The sequence below is a fragment of the Nocardia sp. NPDC006044 genome, assembly GCF_042871115.1.
Taxonomy (GTDB): Bacteria; Actinomycetota; Actinomycetes; order Mycobacteriales; family Mycobacteriaceae; genus Nocardia.
In genome coordinates, this window is sequence record NZ_JBIAID010000001.1 from 1747539 (window position 1) to 1762681 (window position 15143).

Annotated in this window: 14 protein-coding genes; all 14 read left to right on the forward strand. The window is 68.2% G+C overall.

What is annotated here, in order from left to right; translation table 11 throughout:
* The first annotated feature begins 215 nt into the window (after window positions 1-215).
* Window positions 216-2468 carry a SulP family inorganic anion transporter gene (locus ACFYO1_RS08310; RefSeq protein ID WP_387228377.1) on the forward strand — a complete coding sequence of 751 codons (2253 nt, stop codon included), beginning with the start codon at window positions 216-218 and terminating at the stop codon, window positions 2466-2468.
* A gap of 96 nt (window positions 2469-2564) precedes the next feature.
* A complete protein-coding gene (locus ACFYO1_RS08315; RefSeq protein ID WP_387228378.1) occupies window positions 2565-2981 on the forward strand; it encodes a TIGR02611 family protein in 417 nt (138 codons plus the stop codon).
* Window positions 2978-3592 (forward strand): (2Fe-2S)-binding protein, encoded by a 615-nt coding sequence (locus ACFYO1_RS08320; RefSeq protein WP_387228380.1) that lies wholly within the window; start codon window positions 2978-2980, stop codon window positions 3590-3592. The genes ACFYO1_RS08315 and ACFYO1_RS08320 overlap by 4 nt, the downstream gene beginning before the upstream one ends.
* A gap of 244 nt (window positions 3593-3836) precedes the next feature.
* On the forward strand, window positions 3837-5888 hold the full coding sequence (thrS, locus tag ACFYO1_RS08325) for a threonine--tRNA ligase (RefSeq protein ID WP_387228381.1): 2052 nt from the start codon (window positions 3837-3839) through the stop codon (window positions 5886-5888).
* A complete protein-coding gene (locus ACFYO1_RS08330; RefSeq protein ID WP_387228383.1) occupies window positions 5885-6475 on the forward strand; it encodes an HIT family protein in 591 nt (196 codons plus the stop codon). Before thrS ends, ACFYO1_RS08330 begins: the two co-directional genes overlap by 4 nt.
* A 2-nt stretch (window positions 6476-6477) precedes the next feature.
* Window positions 6478-7170 carry a phosphatidylinositol phosphate synthase gene (pgsA, locus tag ACFYO1_RS08335; RefSeq protein WP_387228385.1) on the forward strand — a complete coding sequence of 231 codons (693 nt, stop codon included), beginning with the start codon at window positions 6478-6480 and terminating at the stop codon, window positions 7168-7170.
* A gap of 46 nt (window positions 7171-7216) precedes the next feature.
* Window positions 7217-8221, forward strand: coding sequence for a phosphatidylinositol mannoside acyltransferase (locus tag ACFYO1_RS08340; protein ID WP_387228386.1), 1005 nt, complete (start codon window positions 7217-7219; stop codon window positions 8219-8221).
* Window positions 8218-9342 (forward strand): glycosyltransferase family 4 protein, encoded by a 1125-nt coding sequence (locus ACFYO1_RS08345; RefSeq protein ID WP_387228388.1) that lies wholly within the window; start codon window positions 8218-8220, stop codon window positions 9340-9342. Before ACFYO1_RS08340 ends, ACFYO1_RS08345 begins: the two co-directional genes overlap by 4 nt.
* Window positions 9342-10385, forward strand: coding sequence for an NUDIX domain-containing protein (locus ACFYO1_RS08350; RefSeq protein ID WP_387231777.1), 1044 nt, complete (start codon window positions 9342-9344; stop codon window positions 10383-10385). Before ACFYO1_RS08345 ends, ACFYO1_RS08350 begins: the two co-directional genes overlap by 1 nt.
* A gap of 471 nt (window positions 10386-10856) precedes the next feature.
* On the forward strand, window positions 10857-11759 hold the full coding sequence (gene pdxS, locus ACFYO1_RS08355; protein WP_364721548.1) for a pyridoxal 5'-phosphate synthase lyase subunit PdxS: 903 nt from the start codon (window positions 10857-10859) through the stop codon (window positions 11757-11759).
* Between the two features lie 419 nt (window positions 11760-12178).
* On the forward strand, window positions 12179-13072 hold the full coding sequence (locus ACFYO1_RS08360; RefSeq protein WP_387228390.1) for a LysR family transcriptional regulator: 894 nt from the start codon (window positions 12179-12181) through the stop codon (window positions 13070-13072).
* A gap of 57 nt (window positions 13073-13129) precedes the next feature.
* On the forward strand, window positions 13130-13399 hold the full coding sequence (locus ACFYO1_RS08365; RefSeq protein ID WP_387228392.1) for a hypothetical protein: 270 nt from the start codon (window positions 13130-13132) through the stop codon (window positions 13397-13399).
* A gap of 261 nt (window positions 13400-13660) precedes the next feature.
* Complete coding sequence (locus ACFYO1_RS08370) at window positions 13661-14155, forward strand: hypothetical protein (RefSeq protein ID WP_387228394.1); 495 nt, start codon at window positions 13661-13663, stop codon at window positions 14153-14155.
* Between the two features lie 217 nt (window positions 14156-14372).
* Window positions 14373-15107, forward strand: coding sequence for an SDR family oxidoreductase (locus tag ACFYO1_RS08375; RefSeq protein WP_387228396.1), 735 nt, complete (start codon window positions 14373-14375; stop codon window positions 15105-15107).
* Window positions 15108-15143 lie beyond the last annotated feature (36 nt).

A 15143-nucleotide genomic window follows, 5' to 3' on the forward strand; every position in this document is an offset into this window, starting at 1 on the left:
CAGGCTGGCCTGACGTCGTGTTAACGCGCAGTTAGCACGATTCTCAGGCTTTGCTTAGTCTTTACTAATAGCCTTGCTGAGGTTTACAACTCGACCCGCTGGTGCGTCGAGTCCTGCTTCACCGCGAGATGCCGGTTCGCGGTCGTGTGCCCTGCTGGACATTTGATCGTCAACCGACCTCGGCCGCTGTGCCGAGTTCGGCGAAGGAGATAGTCATGGTCGTCGAGAACGATTTGGCCCCACCGATTACACCCCCGGGTTCGGCGGGCAAGGGTCCTGGTCCCGGACCCCTGTCCGATCGTCTGCAAGCAATCCTCCGTCACGATGTGCCCGCTTCCATCGTGGTCTTCCTGGTCGCGCTGCCGCTGTCCCTCGGCATCGCCCTCGCCTCCGGTGCGCCCGTCGCCGCCGGTCTCATCGCCGCCGTGATCGGTGGCATCGTCGCCGGCCTGCTGGGCGGCTCCGTTCTTCAGGTGAGCGGTCCGGCGGCCGGTCTCACCGTTGTCGTGGCCGAGTCCATCAACCAATTCGGTTGGAAAGTAACCTGTTTCATCGCCGTCGCCGCCGGCGTGCTGCAAATCCTGTTCGGGCTGAGCCGGATCGCACGCGCCGCGCTGGCGGTCGCGCCGGTGGTGGTGCACGCGATGCTGGCCGGTATCGGCATCACCATTGCGCTGCAACAGATTCACGTGCTGCTGGGCGGTTCGTCGCACAGTTCGGCGTGGAAGAACCTCACCCAGCTGCCCCAGCAGCTGGTGTCGCTGCACGGCGGCGACGCGTTCCTCGGCGCGGTGGTGATCGCCATCATGCTCGGCTGGAAGTACGTGCCCGCCAAGGCGCGGGCCGTTCCCGGTCCGCTGGTCGCGGTGTTCGTGGCCACGATCCTCGCCATGGTGCTGCCGACCGGCGCCGAGCGAATCGTGTTGAACGGCTCGTTGTTCGACGCGATCGGCCTGCCGGAGCTGCCGCGCGGCGACTGGTCGGCGGTGGTCATCATGATCATCACCATCGCGCTGATCGCCAGTGTCGAGAGCCTGCTGTCCGCGGTGGCCGTGGACAAGATGCACTCGGGCCGGCGCACCAACTTCGACCGCGAGCTGATCGGTCAGGGCTCGGCCAACGTGCTCTCCGGCCTGCTCGGCGGCCTGCCGGTGACCGGTGTGATCGTGCGCAGCGCGACCAACGTGCAGGCGGGCGCGCGCAGCCGCGCGTCGGCGGTGCTGCACGGCGTCTGGATCCTGGTGTTCTCGGTGGCGCTGGCCGGTGTGGTGCAACAGATTCCGAAGGCGGCGCTGGCCGGCCTGCTGATCGTGATCGGCATCCAGCTGGTCAAGCTGGCGCACATCCGGATGGCCCGGCGCACCGGCGATCTGCTGGTCTACGCCGTCACCGTGGCGTCGGTGGTGTTCCTGAACCTGCTGGAGGGCGTGCTGATCGGCCTCGCGCTGGCCTTCGCGCTGCTGCTGTGGCGGGTGGTGCGAGTTGCCATCAGCGCCAGGCAGATTCCGGGCTCGCAGCGGTGGATGATCACCATCGACGGCTCTTGCACGTTCCTCGCACTGCCCAAGCTGTCCGCCGAGTTCGCGAAGGTGCCCGCCGACGCCGACGTCACCGTCGAGATGACCGTCGACTTCCTCGACCACGCCGCCTTCGAGGCCATCGAGGAGTGGGTGCGCCAGCAGGAAAGCGGCGGCGGCAGCGTCGATTTCGTGGAGATCGGCAGCGCCAGGATGGCCTACGCGACGGCGGGCCCGCCGTCCCGCAGCTTCGGGCGCGCGGTGTGGACCGACATCCTCGGCCCGTGGCGGCGCGACGAACACGCCGACCCGATCGCGGCCGGCGTGGCCGCCTACCATCGCAGCCACGCGCACGTCGTCCGGCCGCACCTGGACGAGCTGCGCGACAGCCAGGATCCGGATTCGTTCTTCCTCACCTGCGCGGACTCCCGGATCGTGCCGAACATGATCACCAACAGCGGGCCCGGCGACCTGTTCACGGTGCGCAATGTGGGCAATCTGGTTCCGGCCGTCGGTGATCCGTCGGTGGACGCCGCGCTGGTGTTCGCCCTGGAGGAGCTGAACGTGCGTTCCATCGTGGTCTGCGGTCACTCCTCGTGCGGCGCCATGAAGGCGTTGCACTCGGGCGCCCAGGCCGGTCCGGAAATCGACAAGTGGCTCGCGCACGCCCATCCGAGCCTGGACCGGGTCCAGCGCGGACACCCGGTGGCCATTGCCGCCGCCAGGGCGGGCTTCGGCGAGGTCGACCAGTTGAGCATGGTGAACGTGGCCGTGCAGCTGGAAAACCTGCAACGGCATCCCGCGGTCCGGGCGGCGGTCGCCGAACGCGGCGTGACCGTGTCGGGCCTGTTCTTCGATATCGCCAGCGCGCGGGTCATCGAGATCACCGAGGACGGTCTGGCCCACATCGACGACGAGGCCGGACACCGGGTCACGCCCGAACTCGTCTGAGCGGTGACCGCCGGCCCGCTCGAACTGTCCGGTTCGGGCGGGCTCGGGGCGGTTGCGACCCCGGGCTGGACCGGTCGGTCTCGTACGCTGGGATAGGTGACGGCTGACCTGGAGACTCGAACGGGCTGGCGCGCCTTCCGGGCACGCATCGCCGCGCGCCCTACGCTGAACTTCGCCTATCGGGTCGGGGTCGCGTCGGTCGGCACCGCGGTGCTCGCCGCCGGCATCGTCGCGATTCCCTACCCCGGACCCGGTTGGGCGATCGTCTTCGCCGGACTGGGCATCCTGGCCACCGAATTCGCCTGGGCGCAACGGGCACTCGGCTGGCTGCGGGACAAGTACCGGCAGGGTATGGCGTGGTATTCCGCACGGGGTACCGCCATGCGCGTGTTCGCGGCGGGCGCTACCTTTGCGCTGGTTGTCGCGACACTATGGATATTGGGCACGTTCGGGATGGTCGGCAGCTGGATCGGAGTCGAGTGGCAATGGTTACGCAGTCCCCTGAAGTGGTGAACACGGTTCCCGGGCGCACGTTGACCCAACCGGACTGGCTGGCGGCACGGATCGCCGAGATGGGCCATTCCTGGGGGACGACGTCTCCGCGCATCGCGGGCACGCTGTGGTGGTGCATGGTCGCCTCCGCGCTGGTCGAGCAGATCGCGCGCGCCTACGCCCGCGACGAGCGGGCCGTCGAACCGGTGCTCGACCACATCGACTGCGAGGTCCGGCCCGACGGTGGGGTGGAACGCATCCACGTGCTGGCCGAACCCGACGACGTCACGGAGCCGGGCACGGCCCTGCGGGAAACCCTTGCGGCCGTGATCGGTCCGGTAGCCGAGGTCTCCGGGGCCGGTGTGCCGGCGCTGTGGGCGATCGTCGCCGACGCCGTCGGTAACCGCGCCCTCGACGCGGGCTCCCCGGACGCGGGCGCCCGGCTGGCGACCGAGATCGGCGGCAAACTCCCCACTCCCCGTTTCGTCGAGGTCGGCGGCCGCACCTTCGTCAAACGCATCTCCTGCTGCCTCGTCTACGAGGTCCCCAACTGCGACATGTGCACGAGCTGCCCGAAACGCCCCTCCGCCGAACGCGAGGCAATGCTGGAAAAACTGGCTGCGGACACCTGACCGACAACCGTATGTTCCTCTGTTAACAACTGATTTCGTACGTACATGGGTAACTCGCCGGGAACCGGCTGAGTCCTGGATCACCCAACCGCCGGCCGCCGACGTCACCCGCCACGCACCTGAGCCTGGCCTGAATACGCGGAGAGGCGGAGGAGCTAGCATGGTCGCGCCGGGGCAGTCGCTGCACCGGCCATGATCCGCGGGGAATGCCCCGCACCCGAGAAACTCCAAGGAGAGCACCGCCGTGACCACCTCAGCCCGCAAGAACCCTGCCGCCCTCGTCCGGGTGCCGGCCGGGACGACGGCGGGTGCCGCGGTGCGCGAGGCCGGGCTGCCGACCAAAGGCCCGGACACCATCGTCGTCGTGCGCGACGCCGAGGGGCTCAAGGATCTGTCCTGGACCCCGGACACCGACGTCGAGGTGGAGGCGGTCGCCGCCGACACCGAGGACGGGCGCAGCGTCATCCGGCATTCCGCCGCGCACGTGCTCGCTCAAGCGGTGCAGCAGGAGTTCCCGGAGGCCAAGCTCGGCATCGGCCCGCCGATCAAGGACGGCTTCTACTACGACTTCCAGGTCGACAAGCCGTTCACCCCGGAGGACCTGGCCAAGCTGGAATCCCGGATGAAGAAGATCGTCAAAGGCGCGCAGCGCTTTGCGCGCCGGGTGGTCGAGGTCGAGGAGGCCAGGGTCGAGCTGGCCAAGGAGCCGTTCAAGCTGGAGCTGATCGGCGACAAGTCCGGTATCGACGATCCGGAGGTCATGGAGGTCGGCGGCAAAGAGCTGACCATCTACGACAACCTGGATCCGCGCACCGGCGACCGGCTCTGGGGCGACCTGTGCCGCGGCCCGCACATTCCGACCACCAAGTTCATCCCCGCGTTCAAGCTGACCCGCAGCTCGGCCGCCTACTGGCGCGGCGATCAGAACCGCGAGGACCTGCAGCGCGTCTACGGCACCGCCTGGGAGTCGCAGGAGGCGCTCGACGAGTACCTGCACCTGCTGGCCGAGGCCGAACGCCGCGACCACCGCAAGCTCGGCCTCGAACTGGACCTGTTCAGCTTCCCCGACGAGCTCGGCTCCGGCCTGCCGGTGTTCCACCCGAAGGGCGGCATCATCCGCAAGGAGATGGAGGAGTACTCGCGGCGCAGGCACGTGGCCGCGGGCTACGAGTTCGTCAACACCCCGCACATCACCAAGGGGCACCTGTTCGAGGTCTCCGGTCACCTGGACTGGTACCAGGACGGCATGTTCCCGGCCATGCACCTGGACGCGGAGCTGAACGAGGACGGCACCGTCCGCAAGCCCGGCCAGGACTACTACGTCAAGCCGATGAACTGCCCGATGCACAACCTGATCTTCCGGGCGCGCGGCCGGTCCTACCGGGAACTGCCGTTGCGCCTGTTCGAGTTCGGCTCGGTGTACCGGTACGAGAAGTCCGGCGTGGTGCACGGCCTGACCCGGGTGCGCGGCATGACCCAGGACGACGCGCACATCTACTGCACCAAAGAGCAGATGCACGCCGAGCTCACCAGCACCCTGCAATTCGTGCTGGCGCTGCTGAAGGACTACGGCCTCGACGACTTCTACCTGGAGCTGTCGACCAAGGACCCGGTCAAGTTCGTCGGCTCGGACGAGCTGTGGGAAGAGGCGACCGAGACCCTGTCCAAGGTGGCCTCCGCCTCCGGCCTCGAGCTGGTGCCGGATCCGGGCGGCGCCGCGTTCTACGGGCCGAAGATCTCCGTGCAGGTCAAGGACGCGCTCGGCCGCACCTGGCAGATGTCGACCATCCAGCTGGACTTCAACCTGCCGGAACGGTTCAACCTCGAATACACCGCCTCCGACGGCACCAAGCAGCGGCCGGTGATGATCCACCGCGCGCTGTTCGGCTCCATCGAGCGCTTCTTCGGCGTGCTCACCGAGCACTACGCCGGCGCCTTCCCGGCCTGGCTCTCGCCGGTCCAGGCGGTCGGCATCCCGGTCGCGGAAGCCTTTGCGCCGCACCTGGATCGGGTGATCGAGCTGCTGCACGACGCGGGCGTGCGGGCACACGTGGACCGCAGCGACGACCGGATGCAGAAGAAGATCTTCAACAACACCGCACAGAAGGTTCCGTTCATGCTGCTGGCCGGCGAGCGGGACGTGAACGCCGACGCGGTGAGCTTCCGGTTCCGCGACGGCACCCAGGTGAACGGGGTGCCGGTCGCGGACGCGGTCGCCACCATTGTGGAATGGATCGCGAATCGGGAGAACGCTTCGCCGACCGCGGAGGGCTTCGAGATCAAGGGTGCGCAATGAGTGATCGCACGGCGCCGGACGGACTCTCCGAGCTGAACGACGCCGATCAGGGCCGCATCGTCGATCGTGGCGCGGGCGAACCCGATCGGCTGCAACGGCTGTGGACGCCGTACCGGATGTCCTACATCGCGGAGGCGGCCTCGACCGATCCCGCGTCGACCGGGCATCCGTTCACCGACATCCCGAAGATGTCCGACGAGGACGGCCTGGTCATCGCCCGCGGTGAGCTGGTGTACGCGGTGCTGAACCTGTACCCCTACAACCCGGGCCACATGATGGTGGTGCCCTACCGCAAGGTGGCCAACCTGGAGGACCTCACGCTGGCCGAGGGCACCGAACTGATGGCGTTCACCCAGCAGGCCATCCGGGTGATGAAGCGGGTGTCGCGGCCACACGGCTTCAACGTCGGCCTGAATCTCGGTGGCGTGGCCGGTGGTTCGCTCGCCGACCATCTGCACCAGCACATCGTCCCGCGCTGGGGCGGCGACGCGAACTTCATCACCGTGGTCGGCGGCGCGAAGGTCATGCCCCAGTTGCTACGCGAGACTAGGGCGCTGCTGGCGGCAGCCTGGAAGGAAGTCGACTAGAAGTGCTGAGCTTCTTCGGCCGCGATACGTTTGCCAAAGCGACTGCGCCGCTGGGCAAAGCGCTGGTGAGCACCGGGCTCACGCCGGATGCGGTGACGGTCATCGGCACCACCGCGTCGATCGCCGCCGCGGTCACCCTGTTCCCGTCCGGACATCTGTTCTGGGGGACCATGGTGATCTGGTTGTTCGTCATGTTCGACATGCTCGACGGCGCGATGGCCCGGGCGCGCGGCGGCGGCACGAAGTACGGCGCGGTGCTCGACGCCACCTGCGACCGGATGGCCGATGGGGCGATCTTCGGCGGATTGGCTTGGTGGGCGGTCTATCACGAGCAGCACAAGCCGCTGTTCGCGGCGACGCTGGTGGTGTTGGTCACCTCGCAGGTGATCTCGTACGCGAAGGCCCGGGCGGAGGCGAGCGGGCTGTCCGCCGACGGCGGGATCATCGAGCGGCCGGATCGATTGATCATCGTGCTGGTCGGGGCGGGGTTCACCGGGATCGGCGGGTACTGGGGCCTGGACTGGCTGACCTACGCGGTGCATGTCGCGATGTGGATTCTCGCGGTGCTCAGCATCATCACGGTGGGTCAGCGGGTGCTGGCGGTGCGCAGGTCGCCGGGCGCGCGCGACGTGATCCCGCTGGCCACGTCGACCGCACCCGAAAACCCTACGGCAGGAACGGCGAACGCGACGTGAGACCGCCATATCGTGGTGGTGTGGTGCGGGAAACGGGGCAGTGGTCATGAGTATCGGGGAGCGGTTGAGCGACGCCGGTTACGCGGCGGGCTGGCGGTTGGTGCGGGCGCTGCCCGAGGCGACGGCGCTGCGGCTGTTCGACACGGGCGCGGATCGGGTAGCGGGCAAGGCGAACCGTGCGTTCCGGGCCGGCGGCGAGCCGAATCAGCTGCGGCGCAATCTCGCTCGGGTGATCGGCGGCACGCCCGCGGACGTGCCGGACGAGCTGATCCAGGCGAGCGTCCGGTCCTACGCGCGGTATTGGCGTGAGGCGTTCCGGCTGCCGTCGATGGACCACGCGGCGATCGGTGAGCTTGCCTTGGAAGGGAAGTCGCATCTGGACGCGGCGCTGGCGGCCGGCCGCGGCGCGGTCCTGGTGCTGCCGCACTCCGGGAACTGGGACATGGCGGGGGTGTGGCTGGTGCAGAACCACGGCACCTTCGCCACCGTCGCCGAGCGGTTGAAGCCGGAGTCGCTGTACAAGCGGTTCGTCGCCTACCGGGAAAGTCTCGGCTTCGAGGTCGTGCCGCTGACCGGCGCCGATCAGCCGCCGTTCGTGCAGTTGGCGAAGCGATTGCGAGAGAACAGGGCGATCTGCCTGATGGGGGAGCGTGACCTGACCGGTCGCGGGGTGCCGGTCACCTTCTTCGGCGAACGCACCTGGCTGCCCGCCGGTGCGGCCAAGCTGGCCATCGAGACCGGGGCGCCGCTGCTGCCGGTGCACACCTGGTTCACCGCCGACGGCGGCGAGGGCTGGGGGATGAAAGTCGAACCGCCCATTGATGTGTCGAGCGGGGTCGCGGCGGCCACGCAGGAGCTGGCGGACCGGTTCGCGGCGAATATCGCCGCGCATCCGGCGGATTGGCACATGCTGCAACCGATGTGGGAAAGCGATCTGTCCGCGGAGCGGCTGGCCCGGATCGCCGCCGCGCAGCCCCACCGGCCGGAGCCCGTCGCCCCGGCCGGCCCGGATTCGGTTGACCCGACGGCACATTCGGACGGCGCCCGATGAAGATCGGCATGGTCTGTCCCTACTCGTTCGACGTCCCCGGCGGTGTGCAGGCCCATGTGGTCGAGCTGGCCAGGGTGTTCATCGAACGCGGACACCGGGTGAGCGTGCTCGCGCCCGCCTCGGAGGACACACCGCTGCCCGATTTCGTGGTGTCGGCCGGTCGCGCGGTCGCGATTCCCTACAACGGTTCGGTGGCGCGGCTGTCCTTCGGGCCCATGGCCTACACCAGGATTCGGCGCTGGATCGACGGCAACGACTTCGACGTGCTGCACATCCACGAGCCCAACGCACCGAGCCTGTCGATGCTCGCGCTGAAGATCGCCGAGGGGCCGATCGTCGCCACCTTCCACACCTCGACCACGAAGTCGTTGGTGCTCAGCACTTTTCAGGGTGTGCTGCGGCCCTATCACGAGAAGATCAGCGGCCGGATCGCCGTCTCCGAGCTGGCCCGGCGCTGGCAGGTGGAGGCGCTCGGGTCCGACGCGGTGGAGATTCCCAACGGGGTCGACGTGCCCGCGTTCGCGCGCGCTCCGATGCTGCCCGGGTATCCGCGGGCGGGCAAGACCGTGCTGTTCCTCGGCCGCTACGACGAGCCGCGCAAGGGAATGGACGTGCTGCTCGGCGCGCTGCCCGAACTGGTGCGCAAGCACAGGGAGCTGGAGGTGCTCATCGTCGGGCGCGGCGACGAGGACCGGTTGCGCCGGGAAGCGGGTCCGCTCGCCGGGCATCTGCGCTTCCTCGGGCAGGTCTCGGACGCGGAGAAGGCCTCGGCGATGCGCAGCGCGGACGTGTACGTCGCGCCCAATCTCGGCGGCGAGAGCTTCGGCATCATCCTGATCGAGGCGATGGCGGCCGGAACCGCCGTGGTGGCAAGCGAATTGGACGCGTTCCGGCGGGTGCTGCGCGACGGAGCCGCGGGCGCCCTTGTGCCGGTGGGTGATTCGGCGGCGCTGGCGCGGGCGATCGACGAGGTGCTCACCGACGACGGTCGCCGGGCCGCGCTGGTGGACACCGCGACCCAGGTGGTCGGCGAGTACGACTGGCCGGTGGTGGCCGAGCAGATCCTGCGCGTCTACGAGACGGTGACCGTCGGCGACACCAGGGTGCGAGCCGCCGGATGATCACCTTCTCCGCCACCACGGTGCTCGTTCTCGCGCTGATCGCGGCGGTCATCGTCGCGATCGGTATCTGGGCCTACTCGACCGCCAACCGGCTCGATCGGCTGCACGTGCGCTCGGATCAGTCCTGGCAGGCGCTGGACGCGGCGCTGGCCCGGCGGGCGGTGGTCGCTCGCTCGGTCGCGCTGGCGATCTCGGGTCCGGTGGCCGATCCGGAGCTGGCCGATCGGGGCAAAGTGCTTGCGCTGCTGGCGGATCGGGCCGAACGCGTCTCCAGGGCCGATCGGGAGACGGTGGAGAACCAGCTCTCCGCGGCGCTGTCGACGATCGACATCGAGAAGCTGCGGCCGCAGATGGTGGCCGAGCTGGCCGACGCGGAGGCGCGAGTGCTCATCGCGCGCCGCTTCCACAACGACGCCGTCCGCGACACCCTCGCGCTGCGCACCCGGCGATCGGTGCGCATCCTGCACCTCGGCGGCACCGCGCCGCTGCCCACCTACTTCGAGATCACCGAGCGGGCCAATCCGGCCGCGTCCACCGGGCTCACCGTCGACACCACCCGCACCACGGCGCGCATCGTGCTGTTCGACGAACAGGGCCGCACCCTGCTCATGCGCGGCAACGACCCGAAGACGCCGGATATCTCGTTCTGGTTCACCGTCGGCGGCGGCGTGGACCCCGGGGAGTCGCTGCGCGACGCCGCCGTCCGCGAGCTGTACGAGGAGACCGGGCACAAGGCCGACCCGGACAGCCTGCGCGGGCCGATCTGGCGTCGCGTCGCGGTGTTTCCGTTCGACGGCGACCTGATCCGCTCCGAAGAGCTGTTCTTCGCCCTGCGCGTGCCCGCCTACGAACCGCAGGCCGCAAACCTGACCACCATCGAACGCCGCTCGATCACCGGTAGCAAATGGTGCACCGCCGACGACATCGTCCGACTGGATCGCTCGGGCGAAACCGTCTACCCCTACAACCTCGATCAGCTGCTGCCCGAAGCCGCGGCCGCCGCGGCCGGCGTCGCAGATCCCGAGGTCCGCTCGATCCGCTGACGCGGATGTGATGTGTTTCACGATCGTGCTACGGTCGCGACTGGATCGACGCGGGCTGGGTAGTGCTTGTCGCAAGGCACGGTGATTTCGGTGCCGCGTCCCCCACGCGTCGTGGGGAAAGCGCTCGGTGTGCGGAGGTACGTAGTACATGTCCTACCTGTTGTTCGATTTCCTGCTGCCCCTCATCGGTCCCGCCGCCGCCGAGTATTGGGCACAGTTGCTGGTGGTCGGCCCGCTCTGAGTCGCCGCCGGAAGTTAGCGGGGACGGTGAAACCGCCCCGCCGCCCGGTGAATCCGGTTCCGTGGCCCGGCCGAGCGGTCCAGTGCGGCACGCCGACGGGCAGAGCCCCTGGTAGGTGACAAGGCCAGTCATCTCCGACTGGCTATCAAGTGGCCTGGGTGGCCCGCCTAGAATTGGGTCGATTCCATCCCTTGCGACCCCGATTGGCGCAGATGACCCAGGAGTTTGCCGTGACGACGCCCGAGACCACCCAGACCATCGGCACCGCCCGCGTGAAGCGCGGCATGGCCGAGATGCTGAAGGGCGGGGTGATCATGGACGTGGTCACCGCCGACCAGGCCAAGATCGCCGAAGACGCCGGCGCGGTCGCGGTGATGGCGCTGGAGCGGGTGCCCGCCGACATCCGCGCGCAGGGCGGCGTGTCCCGGATGAGCGACCCGGACATGATCGACGGCATCATCTCCGCCGTCTCCATCCCGGTCATGGCGAAGGCCCGCATCGGCCACTTCGTGGAGGCGCAGATCCTGCAGAGCCTCGGCGTCGACTACATCGACGAGTCCGAGGTGCTCACCCCCGCCGACTACGCCAACCACATCGAGAAGTGGAACTTCACCGTTCCCTTCGTCTGCGGCGCCACCAACCTCGGTGAGGCGCTGCGCCGAATCACCGAGGGCGCGGCCATGATTCGCTCCAAGGGCGAGGCAGGCACCGGCGACGTGTCCAACGCGACCACGCACATGCGCAAGATCCGCGGCGAGATCCGCCGGCTGTCCTCGCTGCCCGCCGACGAACTGTTCGTCGCCGCCAAGGAGTTGCAGGCGCCCTACGAGCTGGTTCGCGAGGTCGCCGAGACCGGCAAGCTGCCCGTCGTGCTGTTCACCGCCGGCGGTATCGCCACCCCCGCCGACGCCGCGATGATGATGCAGCTCGGTGCCGAGGGTGTTTTCGTCGGCTCCGGCATCTTCAAGTCGGGCAACCCGGCCGAGCGGGCGGCCGCGATCGTCAAGGCGACGACCTTCCACGACGACCCCGATGTGCTCGCGAAGGTTTCGCGGGGACTGGGTGAGGCGATGGTCGGCATCAACGTCGAGGAACTGCCGGTCGATCACCGGCTGGCCGAGCGCGGTTGGTGAATTCCCGCCCCGTGCGGGCGATTTGAGCGTTGTACGGGCAGGGACTCCGCGGAGTCCCTGCCTGTTTGTCTGTCGGGGTCGGGTTTCAAGATCAGGGGGAACTGGTGCTGGCATCCGTCGAGAAGGCACTGGCATCAGTTCCCGGTGATCATGAATTGGTTGGTGGCGGACAACCCATTGCGCCTCGTCTGGGCTCAGCGGGACTGTAGCGGGCGGGAATCCCCGGGATTGCGTGCGTTGTGGGCAGCGTTGGTTCGTGAGGCTGGAGGGGTGAAACCGGTATGCCGGTAGGAAGGTGTCGGAGCCACGGCCTGCGAAGCCTGGTTGCGCTGCGGGGCAGTAGCGTCGGTGGTATGGCGGGAATTGATGTGGGTGTCGGCTGTACGCGGCTGATCGAGGGTGCGGGGGCGTAGGCGGTCGTGGAGTTGCGGCAGTTGCGGTACTTCGTGGTGCTGGCGGAGGAGTTGCATTTCCGGCGGGCGGCGGAGCGGCTGTTCATTTCCACGCCGACGCTCAGCCAGCAGATCAAAGTGCTGGAGCGGGAGATGGGCGGGGCGCTGCTCAATCGGGATCCGCGGGTCGAATTGACGGCGGCGGGGGAGGTGCTGTTCCGGACCGGGCGCGAGGTATTGCGGTCGGTGGACGCGGTGGTGCGGGAGACCCGGCGTGCGTCCGCGGCGGGCGCGCCGGTGCTGCGGTTCGGATTGCTGAACGGCGTACCCCCTTGGCTCCCTGCACGAATCGAGGAATTGCTGCCGCCCGGCACCCGCATGGTGCTCACCGGCGGAACCACCGCGGACCAGGTCCGGCTGCTCGACGACGACGAAGTCGACCTCGCCCTCGTCCGCGCTCCGGTCGCGCTGCCCGACCGTTTCGCCCAGCAGCCGATCGCCCGCGACGAACTCGGCGTCCTGATGTCTTCGGCCCACCCGCTCACGGATCATGCCGAGATCGACCCCACCGATCTCACCGACCGCGAACTGATCCTGTTCGCCAGAGACTCCGCCCCGGGCCTGCACGACGAACTGTTGCGCACCCTCCACGCCAGGGGCGCCCGAGTCCGGCTCAGCGACAGCGCCATGGGCCACGCCCAAATGCTCGCCGTCCTCCCTTCCCGCCCCGACGTCATCGGCCTCAGCACCTCCCGCCCCGCCCACCACCCCGGCCTCACCTGGCGCCCACTCCGCGGCGGCCCCGTCGAGGTCACCTACGTGGCGATCTGGCGGGTCCCCATCCGAAATCCGGCAGTACGCGCGCTGGTCGATGTCGTGGCTACCAATCCGAACTGGCGAGCGACCGCCGACCGAACCTGAGGCCTCCGCGCCGTTGTCGACGCTGAGCGCCCGATCGAGTTCGACTACTCTGCCCGCATGTTCACGATCGAGATCACACGCGAATTCGCTGCGCGGCAAGGTCTTCCGTCGCCGGTGCGACGAGCCCGCGGGGTTGCGGTCCGATCGCCCGGGGCGCCGTTCGACGTCGAGTTGCGGGTCGGGTTCGACTTCGAGGATGACCAGCTCGGTGATCGGGGGTGGTTCATCGACACCGACGAACTCGACAGCGTGATCGACGCGGTCGTTGTCGAGTTGGCCGGCGTTGGACCGAGAAATTCTCGTTCCGGCCGACTTTCGAGTTGGTGAGTAGGTGGGTATTCGAACGGCTGGTGACTTCCGTTCCGCAGTTGTCCTATGTGCGGCTGACGAATCTCTTGCTCAGCGTTTCGACCCGGTACAGCGCGGATTGAACGCGGTCTGGGCGGACTCTTCTCCGGACCTCACCATCGTCTTATTGTTCTCACAATTGTGCTGGGTAGCTTGACGTTTCGATGCCTGTCGACCACTGCGCTGGTTGCTCGTGCCGCATCACCGTCGATGTATCAGCCGAACGTAAAGGACGAGCAGTTGAAGCTTCGTAAGACCGGACGCATGGCGATTGCCGGCTTGGCCGTGGTGGCCGCACTGGGCCTGACGGCCTGCGGTAGCGACGACAAGTCGGATCCGCCGAAGCCTTCCCGCACTTCGACCAGCGCGACTGCCACCGCGAACACGCCCGCGCCGCCGACCGTCGACGAGTTGAACGCGCTGCTGCAGAAGGCGCTGGATCCGGCGGTGCCCAGCGCGGAGAAGCTGGACCTCGTGCAGGGTATCGAGGCCGACCCGGACCTGCCCAACCGGCTGGCCGAGGCGTTCAAGCAGGCGAACGCCAAGGCCGAGATCACCGGGGTTACCGTTTTCGGTGAATCCGTGAGCGCTCAAGGGAAATTCACCGTCAACGGCCAGGAGAACGTGGTCGACGTGCCGTTCGTGCTCGACGGCGGCAAGTGGAAGGTCCAGAAGTCCTGGGCCTGCGGTGCTCTCGCCAACCTCAATCAGCAGTCCCCGGCCTGCGCTGCCTGATTCCGCCGTTTGGCACACAGCCGCACGCCTCTTGATTTCCCGCACCGAGAATTGCATGCGATTTCTGGTGCGGGAAATCAAAAGGCGTGCGGCTCACTCGTCTTCCGTGCGCACACCCTCGCTCGGTGCGGTGCCTACCTGCGGTGTTAGGTCGGCGCTAACGCGAATTCGATAGCGCGACATGGACACTCGGCCAGCGCGATGGTCGGGTGGAGGCATGACAGTTAGCACCACAACAGCGGAACGAGTCGTCATTATCGGCGGCAGCTCCGGCATGGGCGCGGCGTTGGCCGCCGCCCTTGTGGGGGAGGGCGCGGAGGTAGTCATCGCCAGTCGCTCCGCTGATCGGCTCGCCGACACGGAACGCGCGTTGCCCGAGGGGCCGGGCAAGGTGCGGTCTCTCGTCGCCGACATCACCATCGAGGCCGACATCGAGCGACTGTTCACCGAGGTCGGCCAGGTCGACCACGTGGTGACCACCGCGGTCGACGTCGAGGGCGTGTACCAGCCCGTCGCCTCGTTCGACGTAGACCTGGCCCGAAAGACCTTGGACGCCAAGCTGATCGGCCCCGCCCTCCTCGCCAAACACGCCCGCATCGCCCCCGGCGGCTCGCTCACCTTCACCTCCGGCATCGCCGCCTACCGCCCCAGCCCCGGCTCCTCGATCGTCGCCGCCGCCAACGGCGCCCTCGAATCCCTCGCCTACGCCCTGGCCGTCGAACTCGCCCCCACCCGCGTCAACGTCGTCTCGCCCGGCTGGATCGACACCCCGATCTGGGACGCCATCGCCGGTTCCGCCAAAACCGAACGCCACCAACAACTCTCCGCCCGCCTCCCCGTAGGCCGCATCGGCCACCCCGCCGAAATAGCCCAAGCCATGCTCGCCCTCATGCACAACCCCTTCATCACCGGGACCGTCCTGCACGCCGACGGCGGCCACCGCCTCGTCTAGCCCCACATCGAGTGGCACAGGGTGGCGGCAAACGCC

Excerpts from the sequence above, each read along its gene's own strand:
- ACFYO1_RS08310 (WP_387228377.1), top strand. The coding sequence starts at position 216 with ATGGTCGTCGAGAACGATTTGGCCCCACCGATTACACCCCCGGGTTCG.
- ACFYO1_RS08330 (WP_387228383.1), top strand. The coding sequence starts at position 5,885 with ATGAGTGATCGCACGGCGCCGGACGGACTCTCCGAGCTGAACGACGCC.
- ACFYO1_RS08340 (WP_387228386.1), top strand. The coding sequence starts at position 7,217 with ATGAGTATCGGGGAGCGGTTGAGCGACGCCGGTTACGCGGCGGGCTGG.
- ACFYO1_RS08345 (WP_387228388.1), top strand. The coding sequence starts at position 8,218 with ATGAAGATCGGCATGGTCTGTCCCTACTCGTTCGACGTCCCCGGCGGT.
- ACFYO1_RS08365 (WP_387228392.1), top strand. The coding sequence starts at position 13,130 with ATGTTCACGATCGAGATCACACGCGAATTCGCTGCGCGGCAAGGTCTT.
- ACFYO1_RS08375 (WP_387228396.1), top strand. The coding sequence starts at position 14,373 with ATGACAGTTAGCACCACAACAGCGGAACGAGTCGTCATTATCGGCGGC.